Genomic DNA, 23,724 nt, shown 5'->3' with positions numbered 1-23,724 from the left:
GCCGCCCCTACAGCCTGAAGCCGAGGTCGGGGGCGATCTCCAGGACGTCCATCTGCGCCTTCTGCAGCCGCCCCGAGGTGTCCCAGTTCATCGACTGCCAGCGGGTGAACTGGTCCAGGACCCACATGCCCGACTGGCGGCTGCCGTTGCCCGAGCGCCCGTTCCCGCCGAACGGCAGGTGCGCCTCCGCGCCGGAGGTGGAGTTGTTGACGCTCACCATCCCGGCCGAGATCCGCCGGCGGAACGCGAAGACCTTCGCCGGGTCGCCGGTGTAGATCGAGGCGGACAGGCCGTAGCCGGGGGCGTTGGCGAGGGCGATCGCCTCGTCCAGCGTCCGGTAGGCGGCGACGCCGACGATCGGCCCGAACGCCTCGTGCGTGAAGAGCGCGTCGCCGGGCCCCACCCCGTCGACGATCACCGGGTGGTAGAACAGCCCCGCCTCCGGGTCCCCGGCGAAGCCCTCCCGCGGCGCGGCCGCCGTGATCCGCCCGGTGGCCGACGACCCGTGCACGGTGTGGCCCGGCCCGATCCAGCCGAGCGCCTTCTCGAAGCCGTCCGCGAACCGCTCGCTGATCAGCGGCCCGAACAGCACGTCGCCCGCCGGGTCGCCGACGGGCGCGGCGCGCACCGCCTCGTCCAGCAGCCGCACGAACTCGCCGTGCACCGACTCGTGGACGATCGCGGTCCCGAGGGAGGTGCAGCGCTGCCCGGCCGTCCCGAACCCGGAGAACAGGGCGCCCTCGACGGCGAGCGGCAGGTCGGCGTCCTCGGCGACGACCATCGGGTTCTTGCCGCCGAGTTCCAGGCACGGCGTCTGGAGGTGGCGGCCGCACAGCTCCCCGATCCGCGCGCCGACCTCCGTGGAGCCGGTGAAGCCGACCTTGTCGACGAGCCCCTCGTCCAGCGCCCGCTCCAGGCCGCGGAAGGTCTCGGCGCCGTCGGCGTGGACCACGTTGAGGACGCCGTCCGGCAGCCCCGCGTGGGCGAACAGCTCGTAGAACGCGTCGGCGCAGGCCGCCGCGTACTCGGCGGGCTTCCACACCACCGCGTTCCCGCACAGCAGCGCGGGGACGATGTACCAGGAAGGCACCGCGACCGGGAAGTTCCCCGCCGTGACGACGGTGACGACGCCGACCGGGTCCCGGAAGGTGAACAGCTGCTTGTCGGGCATCTCGGACGGGACGGTCTGCCCGTACAGCCGCCGCCCCTCCCCGAGGAAGAACGCGCAGGTGTCGGCGATCTCCTGGACCTCGCCGAGGGCCTCGGCGCGGGGCTTGCCGACCTCCCGGGTGACGAGCGCGGCGAGGGCCGCCTTGTTGGCCTCGACGAGCCGGCCGACCGCGGCGACCGCCTGCCCGCGGACGGGCGCCGGCACGTCGCGCCAGGCGTCCTGCGCCTCGCGGGCGGCCCGGCAGGCGCGCACCAGGTCGCCGGCGTCCGCGAGGGACACCTCCGCGACCGTCTCGGACGTGCGGGACGGGTCGGTGGAACGGTACGAGCGCGGCCCCGCCGGGATCCGGGCGCCGCCGATGACGGAGGAGAGCACGCTCCCAGCCTGAACGGGCCGCCCGCCCGCGCCAAGATCGGGCAGAGCGCGGCTTCCTTACCGCGAGGCCAAGCCGGGCTGAGGCTCTCCCGGGGGCGTCGTTAAGCGATCCTTGGCCAACTCCCCACCGGTTCGCGGCCTCGCGCGGCTTGGCCTCGGCCGGGCGGCGTCCGATGCTCGACACGCGTCCCGATCCGCACCCAGGAGCACGCATGCCCGAGCCCGCCGACGTCCACTTCCTCGAGACGGCCGCGACCCTGGCGCCCTCCGGCGCGCCCGCTCCGCCTGGCGCGCTCACCGGCGAGCGCTGCCTGGAGCTGTTCGACGCGCAGCTCGGCAGCCGGCACCTGGACCTCGCCGCCCGGCGCCTCCAGGCGCAGGGCCACGGCTTCTACACGATCGGCTCGGCCGGGCACGAGGGCAACGCGGCCGTCGCGGCCGCCCTCCGCCCGGACGACCCGGCGCTCCTGCACTACCGGTCGGGCGCGTTCTTCCTGGAGCGGGCACGCCAGGTCCCCGGCGGCGACCCGCTCCGCGACGTCCTGCTCGGGCTGGTCGCCGCCGCCGAGGAACCGATCGCGGGTGGGCGCCACAAGGTGTTCGGCAGCCGCCCGCTGAACGTGATCCCGCAGACCTCCACCATCGCCTCGCACTTCCCGCGCGCGCTCGGCGTGGCCTTCGCGATCGAACGTGCCGCCCGGCTCGGCCTGGACTCGCCGTGGCCGCGCGACGCCGTCACCGTGTGCAGCTTCGGGGACGCCTCCGCCAACCACTCCACCGCCGCCGGCGCCGTCAACGCGGCCGTCAACTGCGGCTACCAGGGCCTTCCCCTGCCGCTCCTGCTCGTCTGCGAGGACAACGGGATCGGCATCAGCGTCCGCACGGCGCCCGGCTGGATCCGTGCCGCCTACGGCTCGCGGCCCGGCCTCGCCTACTTCCACGCGGACGGCTGCGACCTCGCCGACGCCCACGCCGCGGCGGCGCGGGCGGCCGACTGGGTCCGCGAACGCCGCCGTCCCGCGTTCCTGCACCTGCGGACCGTCCGGCTGATGGGCCACGCCGGCTCCGACGTCGAGTCGGCGTACCGGACCTTCGCCGAGATGGCGGCCGACCTGGAGCGCGACCCGCTCCTGCGGACCGCGCGCCTCCTCGTCGACCGCGGAGTCGCGACCGCGGAGGACGTCGTCGGCCTCTACGAGGCCAAGCGCGCGGAGGTCATGGCGCTGGCGGAGAGCGTCGCGGGCGCCCCGCGCCTGGCGTCCGCCGCGCAGGTCATGGCGCCGCTCCGCTCCACCGCCCGCGGAGGGGGAGCGGTGGCCGCGGAGGGGGAGCCGGTCACGCTGGCGCAGGCGGTCAACCGGACGCTCGGCGACCTGCTGGACGAGCGGCCCGGCATGCTCGTCTTCGGCGAGGACGTGGCGCGCAAGGGCGGCGTCTACGGGGTCACGCGCGGGCTGATGAGGCGGGCCGGGGCGGCCCGGGTGTTCGACACGATCCTGGACGAGCAGTCGGTCCTCGGCCTCGCGCTCGGGTTCGGGACCGCCGGGATGCTGCCGGTCCCGGAGATCCAGTACCTCGCCTACCTGCACAACGCCGCCGACCAGATCCGGGGGGAGGCGGCGACGCTGCCGTTCTTCTCCTCCGGCCGGTACCGCAACCCGATGGTCGTGCGGATCGCGGGCTACGCCTACCAGAAGGGGTTCGGCGGCCACTTCCACAACGACAACGCCGTCGCCGCCCTGCGCGACATCCCGGGGCTCGTCATCGCGTCGCCGGCCCGGCCCGACGACGCCGCGGGGATGCTGCGCGCCTGCGCGGACGCCGCCGGGCGCGACGGGCGCGTGTGCGTGATGCTGGAGCCGATCGCGCTCTACCACGTGCGCGACCTTCACGACGACGGCGACGGCGGATGGCTGGCCCCGGCCGGCGGGACGGTCCCGATCGGCCGCGCCCGCACCTACGGGGACGGCGGCGACCTCACCGTCGTCACCTTCGCCAACGGCCTGCGGATGAGCCTGCGGGCGGCCCGCCGCCTGGAGGCCGGGGGCGTCCGGTGCCGGGTGCTCGACCTGCGCTGGCTGGCCCCGCTCCCGGTCGAGGACCTGCTGCGCGAGGCCCGCGCCACCGGGGCCGTCCTGGTCGCGGACGAGACGCGCCGCACCGGGGGCGTCTCGGAGGGCGTCCTGACCGCGCTCGCCGACGTCGGCTTCGAAGGGCGCGCGGCCAGGGTCACGAGCGAGGACAGCTTCATCCCGCTGGGAGACGCCGCCTCCCACGTCCTGCTGTCGGAGGCCGCGATCGAGGACGCGGCGCGCGCGCTGCTCACGTCGCGTCGATGACCGGGTCGCCGCCCAGGTAGGCGGCCTTCACCCGGTCGTCCCCGGCGAGCGCGGACGCCGGGCCGTCCAGCACGATCCGGCCGGTCTCCAGGACGTAGGCGCGGTCGGCGAGGCGGAGCGTCTGGTGGGCGTTCTGCTCGACGATCAGGATCGCGGCGCCCTGGTCGCGGATCTCCCGGACGACCCGCAGCACCTGCTGCGCCGTCCGCGGCGCCAGCCCCATCGTCGGCTCGTCGAGGGCGAGCAGGCGCGGCCGCAGCATCAGCGCCCGGCCGATCGCGAGCATCTGCTGCTCGCCGCCCGACAGCAGCCCGGCCGGCTGCGCGCGCCGCTCGCCGAGGCGCGGGAACCTGGCGTAGACCTCGTCCCGGCGGGCCGCGACGAGCGCCCGGTCGCGGCGCCGCAGGTACCCGCCGAGCAGCAGGTTCTCGGCGACGGTCAGCGCGGGGAACACGCGCCGCCCCTCCGGGACGTGCCCGAGCCCGGCCGCGACGACCCGGTGCGCGGCGAGCCGGGTGATGTCGCGGCCGCCGAACTCGACCCGCCCGGACCGGGCCCGGTGCAGGCCCGTGACGGTCCGCAGCGCGGTGGTCTTGCCCGCGCCGTTGCTGCCGAGCAGCGCGACGATCTCGCCCTCGCCGACCTCGAAGGAGATCCCGGACAGCGCCTCGACCTGGCCGTACCGGCTGCGCAGGTCGCTCACCCGCAGAAGCGTCACCCCAGCACCTCCGCGGCCAGGTCGGTCTCCGGGTCGTCCGGCACGCCGAGGTAGGCGGCGATGACCCGCTGGTCCTCCTGGATCTCCGCCGGCGGCCCCGCCGCGATCGTCCGCCCGTGCTCCAGCACCGTCACCCGGTCGGAGATCGACATGACCAGCGCGACGTCGTGCTCGATCAGCACCACGGCGGCGCCGAGCGCGCCGATGCGCGAGATCAGCCCCATCAGCGCCCGCTTCTCGGTCGGGTTCGCGCCCGCGGCGGGCTCGTCCAGCAGCAGGACGCGGGGGTCGCCCGCGAGCGCCCGCGCGATCTCCAGCCGGCGCCGGTCGCCGTAGGCGAGCCCGCCCGCCGGGCGGTCGGCGGCCTCCAGCAGCCCGACGAAGTCCAGGCAGCGGCGGACCGCGTCGAGGTCGGCGCGCGACAGCGGCCGCAGCAGGGCCCGGTCGCGGGCGAACCGGCCGATCAGCACGTTCTCGGCGACGGTCATCTCCTCGAACAGCCGGATGCTCTGGAAGGTGCGCGCGAGGCCGGCGGCGGCGACCCGGTGCGGGGCGAGGCCGCGCACGTCCCGCCCGGCGAGCACGACCGTCCCGGCCGACGGCGCGATCATCCCGGTGACGCAGTTGAACGCGGTGGTCTTGCCCGCGCCGTTCGGGCCGATCACGCTGACGACCTGCCCGGCGTCCGCGCGCAGGGCGAGCCCCTCGACGGCGGTGACGCCGCCGAAGCGGCGGGTCAGGCCGTCCACCTCCAGCAGCGTGCCGCGCGCCGCCGCGGGCCCGGGCGCGGGCCCCGCCTCCGCCGGGAGGCGCAGGCGGCGCGGCCGGTACGGCCACACGCCCTGCGGCCGCAGGAGCACGATCGCGATGAGCAGCAGCGCGAAGAACAGGCCCCGGTACTCCTGGACGGTCCGCAGCGCCTCCGGCAGCGCGACGATCACCACGGCGCCGACCACGACGCCGGGCCGGCTGCCCATCCCGCCGATGATCACCACGAGCAGGATCATCAGCGAGGTCAGGAACGTGAAGCTGGAGGGGTCCACGGTGCCGAGCTGCGCGGCGTTGAGCGGGCCCGCGACGGCCCCGGTCATCGCGCCCAGCACGTACGCCAGCAGCTTCACCCGCCGCGCCGGGACGCCGACCGCCTCGGCGGCGGTGTCGTCGGCCCGGACGGCGCGCCAGGCGTAGGCGAGCCGCGACCGGGCCAGCAGCGCCGTCGCGGCCAGCACGACGACGAAGAACGCGAGCGCGAGGTGGAAGAAGTCCCGCGGCGTGACGATCTCCCGCCCGCCGACCGTCGCCGGGGGGATCCCGGTCAGCCCGTTCGGGCCCCCGGTGACCTCCAGGTTGATGACCGCGATCCGGATGATCTCTCCGAAGCCGAGCGTGACGATCGCGAGGTAGTCGCTGCGCAGCCGCAGCGTCGGGTACCCGATGACCGCCCCGGCCACCGCCGCGGCGGCGACCGCGACCGGCAGCGTCGCCCAGAAGCCCCACCCCAGCTTCAGCGTCAGCAGCCCGGAGGCGTACGCGCCGATCGCGAAGAACGCGGCGAACCCGAGGTCGAGCAGGCCCGCGTACCCGACGACGATGTTGATCCCCAGCCCGAGGATCGCGTAGACCAGGATCGTCCCGGCGACGGTCAGCGCGTAGTCGTCGAGGGTCTGCCCGGCGGCGAGCGCGAGCGCGACGAGCAGCGGCCAGCCGCCGTACCGGACGGCCGCCTCCCCGCCCGCGGGGCGCGGCGCCCTCACGCCCGCTCCACGACGCGCTCGCCGAACAGGCCGGTGGGCCTCAGCGCCAGCACCGCGATCAGCAGCCCGAAGATGATGACGTCCGTCCAGCGGGACGAGACGTACCCGGCGGAGAACGACTGCACGAGGCCGATGCACACGCCCGCGACCATCGTCCCCGGCAGGTTGCCGATGCCGCCGAGCACCGCGGCGGTGAACGCGCGCAGCCCGATGAGGAAGCCCATGCCGAAGCTGATCTGAACGTAGTACAGCCCGTACATGACGCCCGCGGCGCCCGCGAGCAGCGAGCCGATGAAGAACGTCGCCAGGATCAGCCGCTCCACGTCGATCCCCTGGAGCCGGGCCGCGTCGCGGTCCATCGCCAGCGCGCGCATCGCGGTCCCCGTCACGGTCCGGGTGACGAACAGCCACAGCGCCGCCATCAGCGCGACCGACAGCACGACCAGGACGAGCTGCCCCCAGGTGACGTGGACGACGCCGCTGAGGATCCGGCCGCCGTCCAGGGCGTGGGGGTAGGACTTGAACCGGGCGTCGGTGAGCACCTTGACGCCCTCCTCCAGCGCCAGCGACACCCCGATCGCGGCGATCAGCAGCGCCAGGCGCGGCGACGACAGCAGCGGCACGTAGGCGACCCTGGCGATCCCGGTCCCGATGGCGCCGGTGGTCAGCGCGCCGACCACGACGGCGAGCAGGACGGCGGGCAGCGCCATCCCGCCGCTCGCGCCGAGCGCGGTCAGCGTCCCGAACCCGGCGAAGGCGCCGATCATGAACACGTCGCCGTGCGCGAAGTTGATCAGCCGGACCACCCCGTAGATCATCGAGTAGCCCAGCGCGATCAGCGCGAGGAAGGCCCCGATCGTCAGGCCGTTCACGAGGTACTGGACGAATTCGCTCATCGGGCCCCTGATCAGGAGGTCTTGGCGTCCACCCAGGTGGCGCCGCTCTCGTCGAGCTTCTTGTAGGCGGTGAACGCGCCGCCCTGGACCTGGACGGTGATGTAGAGCGGGTCGGTCCGGTCGCCCTTGGCGTCGAAGGTGATGGGCCCGGTGATGCCCGGGAAGTCCTTGATCTTGTGGAGGGCCTCGGTGATCGCGGCGGCCCGGGTGGACCCGGCGTCGTCGATCGCCTTCGCGACGACCTTCACCGCGTCGTACTCGTACACCGAGAACGGCCCCGGATCGGCGTTGTTCGCCGCCTTGTACGCCGAGACGAACCGCGCGGCGGCCGGCAGGTCCTTGGCCAGCGGCGCGGTGGTGGCGATGTAGCCGCCGGCCGCCGAGCCCGCCGTCTTCAGCACGGTGGAGTCGGTCGTGGCGTCCCCGCCCATGAGCGCGAACCTCAGCCCGAGCTGCTTGCGCTGCTTCATCAGCAGGCCCGCCTCGGCGAAGTAGCCGGTGAAGTACAGCACGTCCGGCCGCGTTGAGGCGATCTTGGTGAGGACGGGTCCGTAGTCGGACTGGCCGGGCTGCAGCGCGTTCTCGTAGACGACCTGGCCGCCCGCCTGCCGCGCCGAGTTCGCCGCGGCGTCCGCGAGGCCCTTGGCGTAGGTGGTGTTGTCGTGCAGCAGCGCGATCCGCTTCGCCCCGAGCGGTCCGGTCATGAACTTGGCCGCGACCAGGCCCTGGTTGTCGTCGCGCCCGCAGGTGCGGAACACCTTGCCCTTGCCGCTGTCGGTGAGGGAGGGGTTGGTGGAGGCGTCCATCACGAACGGGACGCCGCGCCTGCCGTAGATCGGGATCGCGGGCACCGCCGCGCCCGAGCAGTACCCGCCGGCGACCGCAACGACCCCGCTGTTGAGCAGCTTCTGCGCGGCCTGCGCGCCCTGCTGGGCGCTGCACTGGTCGTCGGCCTCCACGATCTGGATCTTCCGGCCGTCCACCCCGCCGGCCTTGTTGATCTCGTCGGCGGCGACCCTGGCCGCGGCGAGGATGTCCTGCCCGGCCGAGGCGGAGTCACCGCTCAGCGGCGCCGGAACACCGATCCTGATGGCGCCCGAGCCGCCGGAGCCGCCCGACCCGCAGGCCGCGGCGAGCGGGACGAGCAGCAGGCCGGCACCCGCCGCGGTGAGAGTCCGGAACCGGCGTCCGCGGTCCCGCGGGGTCAGTGGAGTCATCGGGGCTCTCCGTCGCTCGTGGCCGGCAGGTCCTCGTGGTCCGGGATGGTGAAAGCGTGAAACGTCCAGGCACGGGCGTCGAGACGGGCAAGCATGCGATCTCATGCACTGATCGGTAAGCACCGCTTGCCCTTTCGCCACTCGACAGCGCGGCCGCGGCCTGAAAAGGATCTCCCCATGGCCGGTGTCCTGCTGCTCTCCGCGGCCGACGTGCGCGCGGTGTTCGACCTGCCCGCCGCGATCGCCTCGCAGCGGGAGGCGTTCGCCGCGCTCGGCCGCGGGCGGGCGCGGCTCGCGCCGCGGGTGCTGCTGGACGGCCCGGACGGCGACGTCGCCTTCGGCTACGTCTCCCGCCTGCCCGGCGCCGGCGCGGTCGCCAAGTTCGGGAGCGTCACCCCGGGCAACGCGGGGCGCGGCCTGCCGACCGTGGCGGCCCTGGTGACCGTCCTTGACCCGGTGGACGGGCGGCCCGTCGCGGTCATCGAGGGCGAGGCCGTGACGACGCTGCGCACGTCGGCGGCGAGCGCGGTGGCGGCCGACCACCTCGCGGCGCCGGGGGCCTGCCGCCTCGCGGTCGTCGGCTGCGGCGTCCAGGGCCGCGCGCACGTGCGGGCGATGGCCGCGGTGCGTCCCCTCACCGAGGTGGCGGTGGCCTGCCGCCATCCGGACACCTGCACCGCCGCCGCCGAGCTCGCACGGGACCTGGAGCTGCCGGTCGGGGCGGCGGCGTCCGCCCGCGAGGCGGTCCGGGGCGCGCAGATCGTCGTCACCGCCACCACCAGCGCCGAGCCGGTCGTCCTCGGCGCGTGGCTCGACCCCGGGTGCACGGTCGTGAGCGTCGGATCGTTCGCCCCGGACCGGGCGGAGGTGGACGGGGAGGTTCTCGCCCGCGCCGCCGCGGTCGTGGTGGACGACGTGACGACCGCCCTGGAGCACGCCGGTCCCGTCGTGGCCGCCGTGCGCGCCGGGGAGCTGGACCCCGGCCGGGTGCGCCCGCTGGGCCCGATCGTCGCCGGCCTCGCCGCCGGGCGGCGGTCCGAGACCGACCTCGTCTTCTACAACAGCGTCGGCCTCGGCGTGCAGGACGCGGCGGCGGCGTCCGTCATCGTCGGCCGCGCCCGCGAGGCCGGCGCCGGGACGCTGGTGGAGCTCTGACCCCTCCGGGCCGCCGAGTACACTGGCCGTTCGATAGAGCGAACGTGAGCGGGCGAGCGGACGAGGAGCGGGAGCGTGGGGGCGTCAGGGGAATCGGTGCGGGACGTGCTGGCCGGCAACCTGCGCCGCGCGCGGCTGGAGCTCGGCCTGTCGCTGTCGGAACTGTCCCGCCGGTCCAAGATCGGCAAGGCGACGCTGTCCCAGCTGGAGGCGGGCGCCGGGAACCCCACGATCGAGACCGTGTTCAGCCTCTCGCGCGCGCTGGAGGTCCCCATCTCCGACCTGCTCGACCACCAGGAGCCGTCCGGGCTCACGGTGGTGCGCGCGGCGGACGTGGAGGTCCTGAGCGGGAAGGGCGTCGACCTGCGGCCGCTGCGCGGCATCGAGTCCGGCGGCGCCATGTTCGAGGTGTACGACCAGCAGTTCAGGGCCGGCCGCCGGCAGGACTCGCTCGGCCATGTGGGGATGGAGCACACGGTCGTGCAGTCCGGGCGGCTCGCCGTTCGGGTGGACGACCGGGACGTGGAGCTCGGGCCGGGCGACTACGTCGGCTTCGACGCGCGCCTGCCGCACCGCTACACCGCGGTCGAGGGGCCCGTCCGCTCCGTCCTGCTGCTGCAGTACAGCGCTGACCAGCGGCTTCACGCCTCGCCCGGCACCCCGTCCCATCTGGCGGAAACCCCCTGAATCCGGAGCCGCCCGCGCGTTGACAGCGCGCGCGTGGCGCGCTTACTCTCAGAATCGTTCGGTTTAACGAACGGCAAACGGGAGGGTCGATGACGCGGGTCGTGGTGCTGGGCGCCGGGATCATCGGCGCGGCCTGCGCCCGCGAGCTGGCCCTGGCGGGCTGCGAGGTCGTCGTCGCCGACCGGGGCGGCCCCGCCGCCGGGACCACCGCCCACGGCGAGGGCAACATCCTGGTCTCCGACAAGGGGCCGGGCCCGGAGCTCGAACTGGCGCGGCTGTCGCGCGAGCTGTGGCCCGCCATCCTGGACGGCGACCCGAACGCGGGCGGCGTCGAATGGGACGCCAAGGGCGGCATCGTCGTCGCCACCACCCCGGCGGGCGCCGCGGCGCTGACGGAGTTCGCCGCAGCCCAGCGCGAGGCCGGGATCACCGCCGAGGACCTGGACGCCGCCGCCCTCGCCGCCGCCGAACCCCACCTGACGCGCGACTTCGCCAAGGCCGTCCACTACCCCGAGGACGCCCAGGTCCAGCCCGCCGGAGCCGCCGTCGCCCTGCTGGCCGCCGCCGTGCGCGCCGGCGCCGTCCTGCGCACCGGGTGCGAGGTCCTCGGCGCGGTCCGCAGCGGCGGCCGCCTCACCGGCGTCCGCACCTCCGGCGGGACGATCGAGGCCGACGCGGTCGTCAACGCGGCCGGGCCCTGGGCGGGGGAGGTCGCCGCGCGGCTCGGCGTCCGGCTCGGTGTCCGGCCCCGCCGCGGAGAGGTCCTGGTGACCGCGCCGATGCCGCCGACCGTCTTCCACAAGGTCTACGACGCGGACTACGTGGCCGCGGTCGGCAGCGGCGCCGGGGACCTGCAGGCGTCCGCCGTCGTCGAGTCCACCCGGGCGGGGACGATCCTCCTCGGCTCCTCGCGCCGCCGGGTCGGGTTCGACGACCGGATCCGCCCCGAGGTGCTGTCGGTCATCGCCGCCAAGGCGCTGCGGCTGTTCCCGTCCCTGGCCGGGGTGCCGGTGATGCGCGCCTACGGGGGGTTCCGCCCGTACGTCGACGACCACCTGCCCGTGATCGGCGCCGACCCGGACCTGGAGGGCCTCTGGCACGCCACCGGCCACGAGGGCGCCGGGATCGGCCTGTCCGCCGGGACCGCCGCCGTCCTGCGCGACCTCATGCTCGGCCGCGCCCCCGCGATCGACGCGGCGCCGTTCCGCGCGGACCGGCCCGCCGCCCAGTGCGAAGGAGAGACCCGATGAGCGCGCGACTCGTCCCCGCCGGCGCCGACCGGACCGGCCGCCGCCCCGACGTCCCGCTGCGGATCACCGTGGACGGCGAACCCGTGGACGGCGTCGCCGGCCAGACCCTCGCCGGAGTGCTGCTGGCCGCGGGCCGCCGCACCTGGCGGCGCGGGCCCTCCGGCGCCCCGCGCGGCGTGTTCTGCGGGATCGGCGCCTGCTTCGACTGCCTCCTCACCGTCAACGGCGTCCGCGACGTGCGGGCGTGCCGCCGCCGCGCCCGCGACGGCGACGCCGTCACGACCCAGTCCAGGGAGGCCAGGTGAGCCGGCACGTCGTGGTCGTCGGCGCCGGCCCGGCGGGGCTCGGCGCGGCGGCGGGCGCGCTGCGCGCCGGGGCGCGGGTCACGCTGCTCGACGCCGCCGAGGACCCCGGAGGCCAGTACCACCGGATGCCGCCCGCCGCCTTCGGCGCCGCCCGCCCCGGCCGCCTCCACCACGGGTGGCGCGGCTTCGAGCGGCTGCGCGACCGCGTGCTCGGCCACCCGCGCTGCGACTGGTGGCCCGAGAGCGCCGTCTGGTCCCTCGACCGCGCCGAGCAGGGGCCGCCGCACGTCCACGTGCTGCGAGGCGAGGCCGACGGCGCCGGACGGGAACGGCGCGTCCTGCGCCCGGACGCGCTGGTGCTGGCGCCGGGCGCCCACGACCGCGTCCTGCCCTTCCCGGGCTGGGAACTGCCCGGGGTCTACACCGCCGGGGCGGCGCAGGCGCTGGCGAAGGGGGAGCGCCTGGTCGTCGGCGACCCCGTCCTGATCGCCGGCTCTGGACCGTTCCTGCTCCCGGTCGCCGCGTCGCTGATCGAGGCCGGCGGCACCGTCCTCGAGGTGCTGGAGGCCAACCCGGCCGCCACCGTGGCGCGCGGCTGGGCCGCACGCCCGTGGGAGCTGGCGCCGCAGGCGGGCAAGGCGGGGGAGCTGGCCGGGTACGCGGCGCTGCTGGCCCGGCACCGCGTCCCCTACCGGACGGGCCGCGCCGTGATCGAGGCCCGGGGCGACGGGCGCGTCGAAGAGGCGGTCACGGCGCGGCTCCGCCGCGACTGGTCGGTCGTGCCCGGCACCGAGCGCACCGTCGCGGTGGACGCCCTCTGCGTCACCCACGGCTTCAGCCCGCAGCTCGAACTGCCCGTCGCCGCCGGCTGCCGGCTGCGCGGCGGCGCCTTCGCCGACGTCGACGACGACCAGCGCACCAGCGTCCCCGGCGTCTACGCGGCCGGGGAGATCACCGGCATCGCCGGGGCTCCGGCCGCCCGCACCGAGGGGCTGCTCGCCGGCTGGGCCGCCGGGGGAGGGGACCCCGGCGACCGCGCGGCCGCCGCCCTGCGCCGGCGCCGCGACCGGGGGCGCGCGTTCGCCGGACGGCTCGCCGCCGCGCACCCCGTCGGCGCGGCGTGGCCCGGCTGGCTGCGCCCCGACACGATCGTCTGCCGCTGCGAGGAGACCGCCTGCGAGACCCTCCTGCGCGCCGCGGACGGCGCGGCCGCCGGCTCGGCCCCCGCCGTCAGGCTCGGCACCCGCGCCGGGCTCGGCCCCTGCCAGGCCCGCGTCTGCGGCCCCGCGGTCGCCGAACTGCTCCGCGGCCGGGCGGGCGGGAGCGACCCCCACCGCCGGCCCGTCGCCCAGCCCATCCGGCTCGGCGAGCTCGCGGACCCTCCAGTTGACACACCCGACAAGAAAGAGAGCGCCCGATGAGCGACAGCAAGCCCCTGAGCCTCGGCGGCGTCATCGTGGCGACGGCCCTGCCCTACCGCGAGGACGCCGCCGCCCCCGCCGGGCTCGCCGTCGACCACGACCGCTACGCCGAGCACTGCCGCTGGCTCGTCGACAACGGCTGCCGCGGCGTCGGCCCGAACGGGTCCCTCGGCGAGTACTCCTCGCTGACCGACGACGAGCGCCGCCGCGTCGCCCGCACCGCCGTCGAAGCGGTCGGCCGGGACGGCGTCGTCGTGGTCGGCGTGCACGGCCCCGGCTCCCACCAGGCCCGGCACTGGACGCAGATCGCGGCCGAGGACGGCGCCGACGGCGTGCTGTGCCTGCCGCCCACCATGTACCGGGCCAACCGCGGCGAGATCATCGCGCACTTCGAGGCCGTGGCGTCCGTCGGCCTGCCGGTCATGGTCTACAACAACCCCATCGACACCAAGGTCGACCTCACCCCGGAGCTGCTCGCCGAGATCGCGCAGATCGACGGCGTCGTGGCGGTCAAGGAGTTCTCCGGCGACGTCCGCCGCGTGCTGGAGATCCGGGAGAGGGCCCCGGGCCTGGAGGTCGTCGCCGGCGCCGACGACGTCACCCTCGAAGCGCTGCTGATGGGCGCGACGGGCTGGTTCGCCGGCTTCCCCAACGTCTTCCCGGCCGAGTCGGCGCTGCTGTACGAGCTGGCCACCGCCGGGAAGCTGGAGGAGGCCCGCGCCCTGTACGAGCCGCTCGTCGCCGCGTTCCGCTGGGACTCGCGCACCGAGTTCGTCCAGGCGATCAAGCTCGGCATGGAGCAGGTCGGCCGGTACGGCGGCCCCTGCCGCCCGCCGCGCGGCCCGCTCGTCCCCGAGCACCGCGCCGCCGTCACCGCCGACATGGACCGCGCGATCGAGGCCCTCGCGCGGCGGCGGGCCGCCTGATGCGCTCGGCCCGGTCGATCAGCGCGGTCGACTCCCACACCGAGGGGATGCCGACGCGCGTCGTCACCGGCGGCGTCGCGCCCATCCCGGGCGCCACGATGGCCGAGCGGCGCCGCCACGCCGTGCGGCACCTGGACGGGCTCCGCCGCTTCCTGGTGGACGAGCCGCGCGGCCACCCCGCGATGAGCGGGGCCCTGCTCCAGCCGCCGACCCGCCCGGACGCCGACTGGGGCGTCGTCTACGTCGAGGTCAGCGGGTTCCTGCCGATGTGCGGGCACGGCACCATCGGCGTCGCGACCGTCCTGGTCGAGACCGGGATGGTGGAGGTGACCGAGCCGGAGACGATCGTGCGGCTGGACACCCCGGCCGGCCTCGTCGAGGCCCGGGTCGCGGTCCGCGACGGCGTCGCCGAGCACGTCACGCTCCGCAACGTCGCCTCGTTCGCGCTCCGGCGGGACGCGGTGGTGGCGGTGCCCGGGCTCGGGGACGTCCGCTACGACATGGCCTACGGCGGCAACTTCTACGCCATCACCGACCTCGAGCCGCTCGGCCTGCCGTTCGACCGGGCCCGCAAGGAGGACATCCTGCGGGCCGGGCTGGCGATCATGGAGGCGATCAACGCGACCGACCGCCCCGTCCACCCGGCCGACCCGCTCATCGGAGGCTGCAAGCACGTCCAGTTCCTCGCGCCCGGGTCGGACGCCAGGCGCTCGCGCAACGCGATGGCCATCCATCCGGGCTGGTTCGACCGGTCGCCGTGCGGCACCGGCACCTCCGCCCGCATGGCGCAGCTGCACGCCCGGGGCGAGCTGCCGCTGCACACCGAGTTCGTCAACGAGTCGTTCATCGGCACCCGGTTCACCGGGCGCCTGGTCGGCACCGCCGACGCCGGCGGCCTGCCCGCGGTGATCCCCGAGTTCACCGGGCGGGCCTGGATCACCGGCACCGCCACCTACCTGCTCGACCCCGCCGACCCCTTCCCCGAGGGCTTCGTCCTCTGAGAGGGGCCGGCCGGCTCTTCCCGAGCCCTTCACGGCGGCCCTGACCGCCGCGTCACACCCACCCTGCACCAGTCGGGAGGGACCTCCATGTCCCAAGCCATGCCCAAAACACGACCACCGCGGGGCCCTGCCGGGTCCGCGCTGTTCACCCGGGCCGGGGTCTTCCGCCTGAAACCCGTCGACTCCTCGGAAGAGGAGACCCCGGGCGGCCTGCGCCGCACCATGGGGCTGTGGCAGCTCGTCGCGCTCAGCCTCGGCGGGCTCGTCGGCGCGGGCGTCTTCTCGCTCGCCGGCGTCGTCGCCCACGACGACGCCGGGCCCGGCGTGATGATCTCCTTCCTGATCGCCATCATCGCCAGCGCCGCCGCCGCGCTCTGCTACGCCGAGTTCGCCGGCACCATCCCGAAGGCCGGCTCCGCCTACACCTACTCCTACGCCGCGCTCGGCGAGGCGATCGGCTGGGCGATCGGCTGGGACCTGCTGCTGGAGTACACCGCGATCGTCGCCGTCGTCGCGATCGCCATCTCCGGCTACCTGTCCTACATCCTCGACCAGATCGGCCTCGACATCCCGGACTGGGCGCTCGGCGCGCCCGGCACCGGCGCCGGCCACAAGGTCGACCTGTTCGCGGCGCTGCTGTGCCTGCTGCTGGCGTTCGTGCTGTCGCGCGGGACGAAGGAGTCCGCGCGGTTCGAGACGATCCTCGTCGTGGTCAAGCTCGCGATCGTCGCGCTGGTCATCGTCGCGGGAGCGTTCCACGTCTCGGCCGGCAACTTCAGCCCGTTCCTGCCGTTCGGCATCGGCGGCGCCGTCGCCGGGGCCGCCACCACCTTCTTCGCCGTCTACGGCTACGACGCCATGAGCGCGGCGGCGGAGGAGAGCGCCGAGGCCAAGAAGGTGCTCCCCAAGGCGATCGTCATCTCGCTGGCCATCGCCGCGGTCATCTACCTCCTGGTCTGCATCGTCCTGCTGGGCATGCAGGACTACCGGCAGATCGACGTCAAGAGCCCGTTCTCCAGCGCGCTCGCCTCGGTCGGCCTGACCGGTCTCGGCACGGTCGTCGCGGTCGGCGCCGTCGTCGGCATCACCACCTCCGCGCTCGCGAACATGCTGGCGGTCACCCGCGTCTGGTTCTCGATGAGCCGCGACGGCCTGCTGCCCGCCTACTTCGCCCGCAACCACCCGCGGCGGCAGGTCCCGACCCGCGTCATCTGGCTCGTCGGGATCGGCTCGGCGGTCATCGCGGGCCTGCTGCCCATCAAGGAGGCGGCCGACCTCACCAACATCGGCATCCTGATGGCGTTCATCGTCGTCGCGATCGCCGTCATGGTGATGCGCCGCACCCGCCCCGACCTGCCGCGCTCGTTCCGCACCCCCTGGGTGCCGGTGGTGCCGCTCGTCGGCATCGCCTTCTCGATCTGGCTGATCGCCAACCTCGACTGGATCACCTGGGTCCGGTTCGCGGTGTGGATGGTGCTCGGCCTGGTCGTCTACGCGCTGTACGGGTACCGCAACTCGGTGGAGAACCGGGCGCCGCGGTCCGCCCGCACGGCCCCGAACACCGAGGACGAGGGGAGCACCTCATGACACCCGACCAGGCCGTTTCCGCGGCGGTCGCCGCCGCTCCGGGCTGGGCCGCGTCGCCGCCGGCCGAACGCGCCGCCCACCTGGCGGCGGTCGCGGACGCGCTGGAGGCCGCCCGCGGCGAGCTGGTCGCCCTCGCCGACGAGGAGAGCCGCCTCGGCGAGGTGCGCCTCAACGGCGAGCTGACCCGCACCACGTTCCAGCTGAAGCTGTTCGCCGAGCAGGTCCTTGAGGGCGCCCTCCACGACGCCCGCATCGATCGGCCCGACCCGGACTGGCCCACCGGGCCGCGCCCGGACCTGCGCCGCTGCCGGACGGCCGTCGGCCCGGTGCTGGTGTTCGCGGCGAGCAACTTCCCGTTCGCCTTCAGTGTCGCCGGCGGCGACACCGCGTCGGCGTGGGCGGCGGGCTGCCCCGTCGTGGCCAAGGCGCACCCCGGCCATCCCCGCCTGTCGCGCCGGACGGCCGAGGCGATCGCCGGCGCCGGGCTCCCGGACGGCGTGTTCGCCCTCATCGAGGGCGAGGACGCCGGAGTCGAGGCCCTGCGGCATCCCGGCGTCGCCGCCGCCGCGTTCACCGGCTCCCAGCGGGGCGGCCTCGCCCTCGCGAGGATCGCGGCGGAGCGGCCGGTCCCGATCCCGTTCTACGGCGAGATGGGCAGCGTGAACCCGTCCGTGGTGACGCCCCGCGCCGCCGAGGCCCGCGCCGAGGAGATCACCCGGGGGTACGCGGCGTCCCTGACGCTGGGGGCCGGCCAGTTCTGCACGAACCCCGGCCTGCTGTTCGCGCCGCCCGGACTGGCGGAGGGCATCGCGGCGCGCCTGCGCGAGGCCGCCGGGGCGCCGATGCTCAACGAGCGGATCAGCTCCGGATACCTGGCCGCGGCGGGCAGCCTGGGCGCCCGGCCGGGCGTGCGGCGCCTGGTCTGGCCGCAGGAGGAGGACGCGCTGACCCCGCGCCTGCTCACCATGGACCTGGCGGCGTTCCAGGCCGACATCGACGCCGCGGCGGAGGAGTGCTTCGGGCCCCTCGGCCTCGTCGTCACCTACGAGCGCCTCGCCGACCTCGCGGGCGTCGTGGCGGCGCTGCCCGGCCAGCTCACCTCCTCGCTGCACGCCGAGCCGGAGGAGGCCGGCGAGCTGGAGGCGCTCGCCGCCGTGCTCGCGGGCCGGAGCGGCCGCGTCCTGTGGAACCAGTGGCCGACCGGCGTGTCCGTCACGCACGCGATGCAGCACGGCGGGCCGTACCCGGCCACGACGGCGCCCTCCACCACCTCGGTCGGCACGGCCGCCACGGAGCGGTTCCTGCGGCCCGTCGCGTACCAGAACTGGCCGCAGGACCTGCTGCCGCCGCCGCTGCGCGACGACAACCCGTGGAAGGTCCCGCAGGCCGTCCGGTGAGACCGTCCTCGGTCCGCCGCGCGCGGCGGACCGAGGACGCTCGGGCGGTCAGCCCACCCAGACGGTCTTGGCGTTGCAGAACGCGCGCATGCCGTCGGCCGACAGCTCGCGCCCGTACCCGGAGCGCTTCACGCCGCCGAACGGCAGCTCCGGGTAGGACGTCGTCATCCCGTTGATGAAGACCTGCCCGGCGTCCAGCTCGTTCGCGAACCGCTCCCGCTCGCCGTCGTCGCGCGTCCAGGCGTTCGAGCCGAGCCCGAAGCCCGTCGCGTTCGCGACCTCGACGGCCTCCGACACCCCGCTCACGCGCAGCAGCGACGCGACCGGGGCGAAGACCTCCTCGTGGTACATCCGCATCTCGGGCGTCACGCCGGAGACCACCGTCGGCGGGTAGTACCACCCGGGGCCGTCCGGGCGCTCGCCGCCGCACAGCACGCTCGCGCCCTTGCCGACCGCGTCGGCGACGAGCTCCTCGACCTCGGCGCGGCCCTCCTCGCTGACGAGGGGGCCGACGTCGGTCGCCTCGTCCATCGGGTCGCCCACCCTCTTCGCGCGCATCCGCTCGACGAACAGCCGCTCGAACTCGTCGGCGCAGCCGGTGTCGACGATGAACCGCTTCGCCGAGATGCAGCTCTGCCCGTTGTTGAGGCAGCGGGACTCCGCCGCCGTGCGCGCCGCGGCCTCCAGGTCGGCGGACGGCATCACCACGAACGGGTCGCTGCCGCCGAGCTCCAGCACGGTCGGCTTGATCTCGTCCCCGGCGATGGCGGCGACCGACCGCCCCGCGGGCTCGCTGCCGGTGAGCGTCGCGGCCTTCACCCGCGGGTCGCGCAGCACCCGCTCGACCTTCGCCGAGCCGATCAGCAGCGTCTGGAACGCGCCTTCGGGGAACCCGGCGCGGCGGAACAGGTCCTCCAGGAACAGCGCCGTCTGCGGGACGTTCGAGGAGTGCTTCAGCAGCCCGACGTTGCCCGCCATCAGCCCGGGGGCCGCGAAGCGGATCACCTGCCAGAGCGGGAAGTTCCACGGCATGACCGCCAGCACGGGCCCGAGGGGCTGGTAGCGGACGTAGGCGTCCCACGCGTTCACGTCCGCCGGGTCGGCGGGGCGCCGGTCGGCCAGGAACTCCGCCGCGTGCTCGGCGTAGTAGCGGCACGCCTTCGCGCACTTGTGCGCCTCCGCCACCGCCGCCTTGTGCGTCTTGCCCATCTCGGTGGTCAGCATGGCGCCGATCTGGTCGGCCTCCCGGTCGAGGACGTCCGCCGCGGCCTTCATCCACTCCGCCCGCCGCTCCAGGGGGACCGTGCGGTAGGAGGCGAACGTGTCCGCCGCCCGTGCGACGCGCCGGTCGACCTCCTCGTCGGTCAGCGCGTCGAAGGTCTTCTCGACCTCGCCCGTCGCGGGGTTGGTCGTGGCGATCGTCGTCATGTCGGAATGCTCCCTGGGTGTCCGGCTCGTTACCCGGGACGTGCCCGAGGCGGCCCGCAGGAAACGCCCGCGCGGACCGGTGCTCAGCCGGGGATCACGCACACCGGCGAGGGGACGCGCAGGGGCGGCCCCACCGGCGCCGGGACGCCGTCCGGCCCGATCCGGAAGGTCGCGACCGCGTCGCTGCGCTCGTTCGCCACGTGCATCCACTCGCCGTCCACGTGCAGGTCGCGCGGCCAGTGCCCGCCGGAGGGGACGTCCGCGACCGGCGCCAGCGCCGCGCCGCCGTCCAGCACCCGGTGGGCCGTCACCACGTCCGTGCCGCGCATGGAGGTGTAGACGTACCGGCCGCCGTCGCCGAGTTTGATCGCCGCGCCCTGGGCGGCGCCGCCCGCCGGCCCGGCCGTCGCGGGCGACTCCGCCACGACCTCCAGGCCCGCGTACCCGCCGGCGGGGCTCAGGACGAGGACGGACGCGGCGAGCTCCGCCAGGACGTGCACGTGCCCGCTCGGGTGGACGGCCAGATGCCGCGGCCCGCACCCGGCCGGAAGGGCCGTCTCCCCGGCGAGCCGCAGGGCGCCGCCCTCGACGCGGAAGGACCGCACGAGGTCCGCGCCCAGGTCGGTCGCCAGGATCGTCCCGTCGGGGGCGTGGACGGTCATGTGGGCGTGCGGGCCCTCCTGTCGGTCGGCCCTCGGCCCGCCGCCGTGCCCCTCCACCACGTCCGGATCCCCGGCGAGACCGCCGTCGGGACCCAGCGGGTAGGCCCGGACCGTCCCGGACCCGTAGTCGGCGACGAGGAGGCGCCCGCCGTCCGGCGACACGGACAGGTGGCAGGGCAGCGCCCCCGCCTCCCGTGCCCCGATCTCCCTCAGCCGCGGGCCGGCCGCGTCGTAGGCCGCGACCCCGCCGCGGTCCTCCTCCCGGACCGCGTACAGGACCTTCTTCACGGGGTGGACGGCCAGGTAGGAGGGGCAGACGGCCTCCACCGCGAGTTCGGCCGCCCGCAGCGTCCCGTCGGCCTCCCGCGCGACCCGGTAGATCCCGGCGCCGCCGCCGGCCGCGCCGGTGTACGTGCCCACCCAGAACGCCCGCTCGCCCACCCGGCACTCCCCTCGAAACGCGATCCGCCCTCCCCGGGGCGGCCGATGGCGAGCCTAGCCGCCCCGGGGCGGGTGATGATCGCCGGCAGCGGCGCCCCCCGCGGGCCCGCCGTGGCCCGCGGCGAGGCGGGCGCGCAGCCGCCCGGCGGCGCTCAGGACCGCCTCCCATTCGGCGTCGGTGGCGTCAACCTGCCGGTGCGCGGTGAAGGAGGGGTTCAGCTCCACCCTCCGGTCGCCGGCGTGCCGGCGGACGGCGGCGAGCATCCCTGGCACCGGGTCGTGCCCTCGCGCGCGGGCCATCCCGGCGAGCACCTCGTCGAGCGCGGCGGCAGGGTCCGCGTCCGGCACGGTGACCGCGCCCTCGCAGCGGGCGACCTGCTCCTCGTACCGGTCCCCCCAGAACTCGACGCGCCAGCCGGGCCACAGCCCTTCCAGTTCCGGCACCAGCCCGGTGCCGTGGTGGCTCAGCCAGGCGCCTGCGGTGCGGGCGGCGGCGTCCACGTGCAGCCCGCCGGAGGGGATCGTCCCGAGATCCAGCCGCGGCCGTCCGCCCGCGGGCAGCCGCTCCAGCAGCCCGGGGCCCTGCCAGGCGGTGTGGACCTCCGAGAACAGCGGGTAGGCGGTGACCCGGCCGGCGGCGCGGACGGTGAGGAGGTGCACCTCCCACTCCAGGTCGGCCTCCGCCTCGCCTGGAAGGTCGCGCTCCTCCTCGTCGGGGCGGCGGACGACCGCGCGGTCCACACCGGCGGCCGCGGCGAGGTCGCCGATGCCGTCGTAGGCCCACCGCACCGTCCAGCCCGGCCAGGTCAGCGCGAGCAGCGAGAGATAGGCCCGCTTGCAGGGCACCTCCGCCGTCAGCTGGTCGCCGTAGAACATCAATCGCCGGGTCGTGTGGTCGACGACCGCGCCGCCCTCCGCCCACCCGTCGTCCAGCCAGTCGCGGGCCGGGTCGTCGAGGCGTTGCTGGGCGGAGATGAAACGCCCGGCCGCGGCCGGGCCCGCGGCCAGCACCGAGCACACGCTGTCGGCGGCCCAGTGGGAATAGTGCAGCCGCAGGCCGTTTCCGTCGATGAGGGCGAAGTTCGCGCGGGCTCCCATGGGCGGGACCCTAGCGCCGGAGCCCGCCGGGTGGCGGCCCTAGGGCGGATCGCTGCGCGCGCGGGGACGGCCCTGATACGGTCACGCGCGGTCGAATCTATGATCGCCGTGGGAGCGGCGCGGTGCCCGGGGGACGTTCGGCGCCCGCCCGCGGGGGTACGCCCCCGCCCCCACGAGGAGATGAGAGAGGCAATGGCTGATATCACCGAGTCGCCCGAATGGACCGCGCTGGCCGAGCACCAGGCGGCGATCGCCGGGCGGCACCTGCGCGAGCTCTTCGCGGAGGACCCGGGGCGCGCCGACCGGATGACCGTGACCGCGGGGGACCTGTACCTGGACTACTCCAAGCACCGCGTCACCGGCGAGACCCTGACGCTGCTCACGGCGCTCGCCGAGCGGGCGGGCCTGCGCGCCCGGATCGAGGCGATGTTCGGCGGGGAGCACATCAACGTCAGCGAGGACCGCGCCGTCCTGCACACCGCGCTGCGGCTGCCTCCCGGCGAGGCCCTGACGGTGGACGGGCAGGACGTCGCGGCCGACGTGCACGCCGTCCTGGACAGGATGGCCGACTTCGCCGGCCGCGTCCGGTCGGGGGAGTGGACGGGCTCCACCGGCAAGCGCATCACGACCGTCGTCAACATCGGCATCGGCGGCTCCGACCTCGGCCCCGCCATGGCCTACGAGGCGCTGCACGACTTCGCCGACGCGGGCGTCTCCTGCCGGTTCGTCTCCAACATCGACCCGGCCGACATCCTCGGCAAGCTCGCCGGCCTCGACCCCGAGCAGACGCTGTTCGTCGTCAGCTCCAAGACGTTCGGGACGCTGGAGACCCTCACCAACGCCAAGGTCGCGCGGCGGTGGCTCACCGAGCGGCTCGGCGACGACGCCGTCTCCCGCCACTTCGTCGCCGTGTCGACCAACGCCGAGCGGGTCGCCGAGTTCGGCATCGACACCGCCAACATGTTCGGGTTCTGGGACTGGGTGGGCGGGCGCTACTCCTTCGACGGCGCCATCGGCCTGTCGCTGATGATCGCGATCGGCGGCGAGGCGTTCCGCGAGATGCTCGCCGGGTTCCGGGAGGTCGACGAGCACTTCCGCAGCGCGCCGTTCGAGGCGAACATGCCGGTGCTGATGGGCCTGCTCGGCGTCTGGTACACCGACTTCTTCGGCGCGCAGACCCGGGCCGTCCTGCCCTACAGCCAGCGGCTGTCGCGGTTCCCCGCCTACCTCCAGCAGCTCACGATGGAGTCCAACGGCAAGTCGGTGCGGGCCGACGGCGCGCCGGTCATCGCGCAGACCGGAGAGATCTTCTGGGGCGAGCCCGGCACCAACGGCCAGCACGCCTTCTACCAGCTGCTGCACCAGGGCACCCGGCTCGTGCCCGCGGACTTCATCGGCTTCGCCGAGCCGTTCGAGGACCGCGAGGGGATGCACGACCTGCTCATCGCGAACATGCTCGCGCAGAGCTCGGCGCTCGCGTTCGGCAAGACCGCCGAGGAGATCGCCGCCGACGGCACGCCCGCGGCGGTCGTCCCGCACAAGGTCATGCCGGGCAACCGGCCGAGCAGCACGATCCTCGCCCCGAAGCTCACCCCGAAGACCCTCGGCTCCCTCGTCGCGCTCTACGAGCACATCGTCTTCGTCGAGGGGACGATCTGGGGCATCGACTCCTTCGACCAGTGGGGCGTCGAGCTCGGCAAGGTCATGGCGATGGACCTCGCCCCGGCGCTCACCTCGCAGGAGCCGCCGTCGGACGCGCCCGACCCGTCCACCGGCGCGCTCGTGCGCAGGTACCGCGAGCTGCGCGGCCGCAGCGTCTGACCCGGCGGCTCGACCGGCGGAGCACCGAAGCGATCTGTGCCGCCCTGCTCGCTCACTCCGAACAGCGCCTGCGCA

19 protein-coding genes are annotated in these 23,724 nt (G+C 75.2%); 11 read left to right on the top strand and 8 right to left on the bottom strand.

Translation table 11 applies throughout. The features are described from left to right. Positions 1–7: 7 nt before the first annotated feature. Entirely contained in the window at positions 8–1,546 is a 1,539-nt protein-coding gene (locus AB0C87_RS39155) for an aldehyde dehydrogenase family protein (RefSeq protein WP_345187174.1), read from the bottom strand. Positions 1,547–1,758: 212 nt separating this feature from the next. Here AB0C87_RS39155 and AB0C87_RS39150 point away from each other — a divergent pair, with 212 nt between their 5' ends. Next, complete coding sequence (locus AB0C87_RS39150; RefSeq protein ID WP_345187172.1) at positions 1,759–3,885, top strand: thiamine pyrophosphate-dependent enzyme; 2,127 nt, start codon at positions 1,759–1,761, stop codon at positions 3,883–3,885. On the opposite strand, the gene AB0C87_RS39145 is transcribed toward AB0C87_RS39150, so the two are convergent. Genes AB0C87_RS39145 through AB0C87_RS39130 form a run of 4 tightly spaced genes read right to left on the bottom strand, consistent with a single transcriptional unit; the run spans position 3,869 to position 8,470 of the window. Further along, positions 3,869–4,603 carry an ABC transporter ATP-binding protein gene (locus tag AB0C87_RS39145; protein ID WP_345187169.1) on the bottom strand — a complete coding sequence of 245 codons (735 nt, stop codon included), beginning with the start codon at positions 4,601–4,603 and terminating at the stop codon, positions 3,869–3,871. The genes AB0C87_RS39150 and AB0C87_RS39145 overlap by 17 nt on opposite strands. Then, positions 4,600–6,357, bottom strand: coding sequence for a branched-chain amino acid ABC transporter ATP-binding protein/permease (locus AB0C87_RS39140; RefSeq protein ID WP_345187167.1), 1,758 nt, complete (start codon positions 6,355–6,357; stop codon positions 4,600–4,602). The genes AB0C87_RS39145 and AB0C87_RS39140 overlap by 4 nt, the downstream gene beginning before the upstream one ends. Next, the gene (locus AB0C87_RS39135; protein ID WP_345187165.1) at positions 6,354–7,253 is read right to left on the bottom strand and encodes a branched-chain amino acid ABC transporter permease; all 900 of its coding nucleotides are present in this window, start codon (positions 7,251–7,253) and stop codon (positions 6,354–6,356) included. Before AB0C87_RS39135 ends, AB0C87_RS39140 begins: the two co-directional genes overlap by 4 nt. 11 nt (positions 7,254–7,264) lie before the next feature. After that, entirely contained in the window at positions 7,265–8,470 is a 1,206-nt protein-coding gene (locus AB0C87_RS39130) for a branched-chain amino acid ABC transporter substrate-binding protein (RefSeq protein ID WP_360581716.1), read from the bottom strand. A 177-nt stretch (positions 8,471–8,647) separates the two neighbouring features. On the opposite strand from AB0C87_RS39130, the gene AB0C87_RS39125 reads away from it, so the two are divergent. The 9 genes from AB0C87_RS39125 to AB0C87_RS39085 all read left to right on the top strand — a co-directional run bounded on the left by AB0C87_RS39125 (position 8,648) and on the right by AB0C87_RS39085 (position 18,199). Next, positions 8,648–9,625 (top strand): ornithine cyclodeaminase family protein, encoded by a 978-nt coding sequence (locus AB0C87_RS39125; protein ID WP_360581715.1) that lies wholly within the window; start codon positions 8,648–8,650, stop codon positions 9,623–9,625. Between the two features lie 75 nt (positions 9,626–9,700). Further along, entirely contained in the window at positions 9,701–10,312 is a 612-nt protein-coding gene (locus AB0C87_RS39120) for a helix-turn-helix domain-containing protein (RefSeq protein ID WP_360581714.1), read from the top strand. An 89-nt stretch (positions 10,313–10,401) separates the two neighbouring features. Further along, a complete protein-coding gene (locus AB0C87_RS39115; protein ID WP_360581713.1) occupies positions 10,402–11,562 on the top strand; it encodes an FAD-binding oxidoreductase in 1,161 nt (386 codons plus the stop codon). Further along, positions 11,559–11,867: a (2Fe-2S)-binding protein gene (locus AB0C87_RS39110; RefSeq protein ID WP_345187153.1), complete on the top strand. Its 309-nt coding sequence runs from the start codon at positions 11,559–11,561 to the stop codon at positions 11,865–11,867. Before AB0C87_RS39115 ends, AB0C87_RS39110 begins: the two co-directional genes overlap by 4 nt. Then, positions 11,864–13,288 (top strand): FAD-dependent oxidoreductase, encoded by a 1,425-nt coding sequence (locus AB0C87_RS39105; RefSeq protein WP_360581712.1) that lies wholly within the window; start codon positions 11,864–11,866, stop codon positions 13,286–13,288. Before AB0C87_RS39110 ends, AB0C87_RS39105 begins: the two co-directional genes overlap by 4 nt. Further along, on the top strand, positions 13,285–14,214 hold the full coding sequence (locus AB0C87_RS39100; protein ID WP_345186790.1) for a dihydrodipicolinate synthase family protein: 930 nt from the start codon (positions 13,285–13,287) through the stop codon (positions 14,212–14,214). Before AB0C87_RS39105 ends, AB0C87_RS39100 begins: the two co-directional genes overlap by 4 nt. Continuing rightward, complete coding sequence (locus AB0C87_RS39095; protein ID WP_345186786.1) at positions 14,214–15,215, top strand: proline racemase family protein; 1,002 nt, start codon at positions 14,214–14,216, stop codon at positions 15,213–15,215. Before AB0C87_RS39100 ends, AB0C87_RS39095 begins: the two co-directional genes overlap by 1 nt. An 87-nt stretch (positions 15,216–15,302) precedes the next feature. Continuing rightward, positions 15,303–16,802 carry an amino acid permease gene (locus AB0C87_RS39090; protein WP_360581711.1) on the top strand — a complete coding sequence of 500 codons (1,500 nt, stop codon included), beginning with the start codon at positions 15,303–15,305 and terminating at the stop codon, positions 16,800–16,802. Next, complete coding sequence (locus AB0C87_RS39085; protein WP_360581710.1) at positions 16,799–18,199, top strand: aldehyde dehydrogenase (NADP(+)); 1,401 nt, start codon at positions 16,799–16,801, stop codon at positions 18,197–18,199. The genes AB0C87_RS39090 and AB0C87_RS39085 overlap by 4 nt, the downstream gene beginning before the upstream one ends. 48 nt (positions 18,200–18,247) lie before the next feature. On the opposite strand, the gene AB0C87_RS39080 is transcribed toward AB0C87_RS39085, so the two are convergent. From AB0C87_RS39080 to AB0C87_RS39070, 3 genes are all read right to left on the bottom strand, one after another. After that, the gene (locus AB0C87_RS39080) at positions 18,248–19,627 is read right to left on the bottom strand and encodes an NADP-dependent succinic semialdehyde dehydrogenase (protein WP_345186776.1); all 1,380 of its coding nucleotides are present in this window, start codon (positions 19,625–19,627) and stop codon (positions 18,248–18,250) included. A gap of 83 nt (positions 19,628–19,710) precedes the next feature. Beyond that, on the bottom strand, positions 19,711–20,730 hold the full coding sequence (locus tag AB0C87_RS39075) for a lactonase family protein (protein WP_345186772.1): 1,020 nt from the start codon (positions 20,728–20,730) through the stop codon (positions 19,711–19,713). A 54-nt stretch (positions 20,731–20,784) separates the two neighbouring features. Continuing rightward, positions 20,785–21,828: a hypothetical protein gene (locus AB0C87_RS39070; RefSeq protein ID WP_360581709.1), complete on the bottom strand. Its 1,044-nt coding sequence runs from the start codon at positions 21,826–21,828 to the stop codon at positions 20,785–20,787. Between the two features lie 192 nt (positions 21,829–22,020). On the opposite strand from AB0C87_RS39070, the gene pgi reads away from it, so the two are divergent. Continuing rightward, positions 22,021–23,649 (top strand): glucose-6-phosphate isomerase, encoded by a 1,629-nt coding sequence (gene pgi, locus AB0C87_RS39065; protein WP_345186768.1) that lies wholly within the window; start codon positions 22,021–22,023, stop codon positions 23,647–23,649. The last annotated feature ends 75 nt before the right edge of the window (positions 23,650–23,724 follow it).

It is taken from the genome of Actinomadura sp. NPDC048021 (assembly GCF_040653135.1).
GTDB classification, from domain to species: Bacteria; Actinomycetota; Actinomycetes; order Streptosporangiales; family Streptosporangiaceae; genus Spirillospora; species Spirillospora verrucosospora.
Note: the sequence above shows the minus strand (reverse complement) of the source record. Positions and strands in the feature narration are given on the sequence as shown.

What these genes read in the sequence shown, in the direction of transcription:
- AB0C87_RS39150 (WP_345187172.1), top strand. Translation starts at nt 1,759, where the DNA reads ATGCCCGAGCCCGCCGACGTCCACTTCCTCGAGACGGCCGCGACCCTG.
- AB0C87_RS39135 (WP_345187165.1), bottom strand. Translation starts at nt 7,253, where the DNA reads ATGAGCGAATTCGTCCAGTACCTCGTGAACGGCCTGACGATCGGGGCC.
- AB0C87_RS39130 (WP_360581716.1), bottom strand. Translation starts at nt 8,470, where the DNA reads ATGACTCCACTGACCCCGCGGGACCGCGGACGCCGGTTCCGGACTCTC.
- AB0C87_RS39125 (WP_360581715.1), top strand. Translation starts at nt 8,648, where the DNA reads ATGGCCGGTGTCCTGCTGCTCTCCGCGGCCGACGTGCGCGCGGTGTTC.
- AB0C87_RS39115 (WP_360581713.1), top strand. Translation starts at nt 10,402, where the DNA reads ATGACGCGGGTCGTGGTGCTGGGCGCCGGGATCATCGGCGCGGCCTGC.
- AB0C87_RS39110 (WP_345187153.1), top strand. Translation starts at nt 11,559, where the DNA reads ATGAGCGCGCGACTCGTCCCCGCCGGCGCCGACCGGACCGGCCGCCGC.
- AB0C87_RS39100 (WP_345186790.1), top strand. Translation starts at nt 13,285, where the DNA reads ATGAGCGACAGCAAGCCCCTGAGCCTCGGCGGCGTCATCGTGGCGACG.
- AB0C87_RS39095 (WP_345186786.1), top strand. Translation starts at nt 14,214, where the DNA reads ATGCGCTCGGCCCGGTCGATCAGCGCGGTCGACTCCCACACCGAGGGG.
- AB0C87_RS39090 (WP_360581711.1), top strand. Translation starts at nt 15,303, where the DNA reads ATGTCCCAAGCCATGCCCAAAACACGACCACCGCGGGGCCCTGCCGGG.
- AB0C87_RS39085 (WP_360581710.1), top strand. Translation starts at nt 16,799, where the DNA reads ATGACACCCGACCAGGCCGTTTCCGCGGCGGTCGCCGCCGCTCCGGGC.
- AB0C87_RS39080 (WP_345186776.1), bottom strand. Translation starts at nt 19,627, where the DNA reads ATGACGACGATCGCCACGACCAACCCCGCGACGGGCGAGGTCGAGAAG.
- AB0C87_RS39070 (WP_360581709.1), bottom strand. Translation starts at nt 21,828, where the DNA reads ATGGGAGCCCGCGCGAACTTCGCCCTCATCGACGGAAACGGCCTGCGG.
- pgi (WP_345186768.1), top strand. Translation starts at nt 22,021, where the DNA reads ATGGCTGATATCACCGAGTCGCCCGAATGGACCGCGCTGGCCGAGCAC.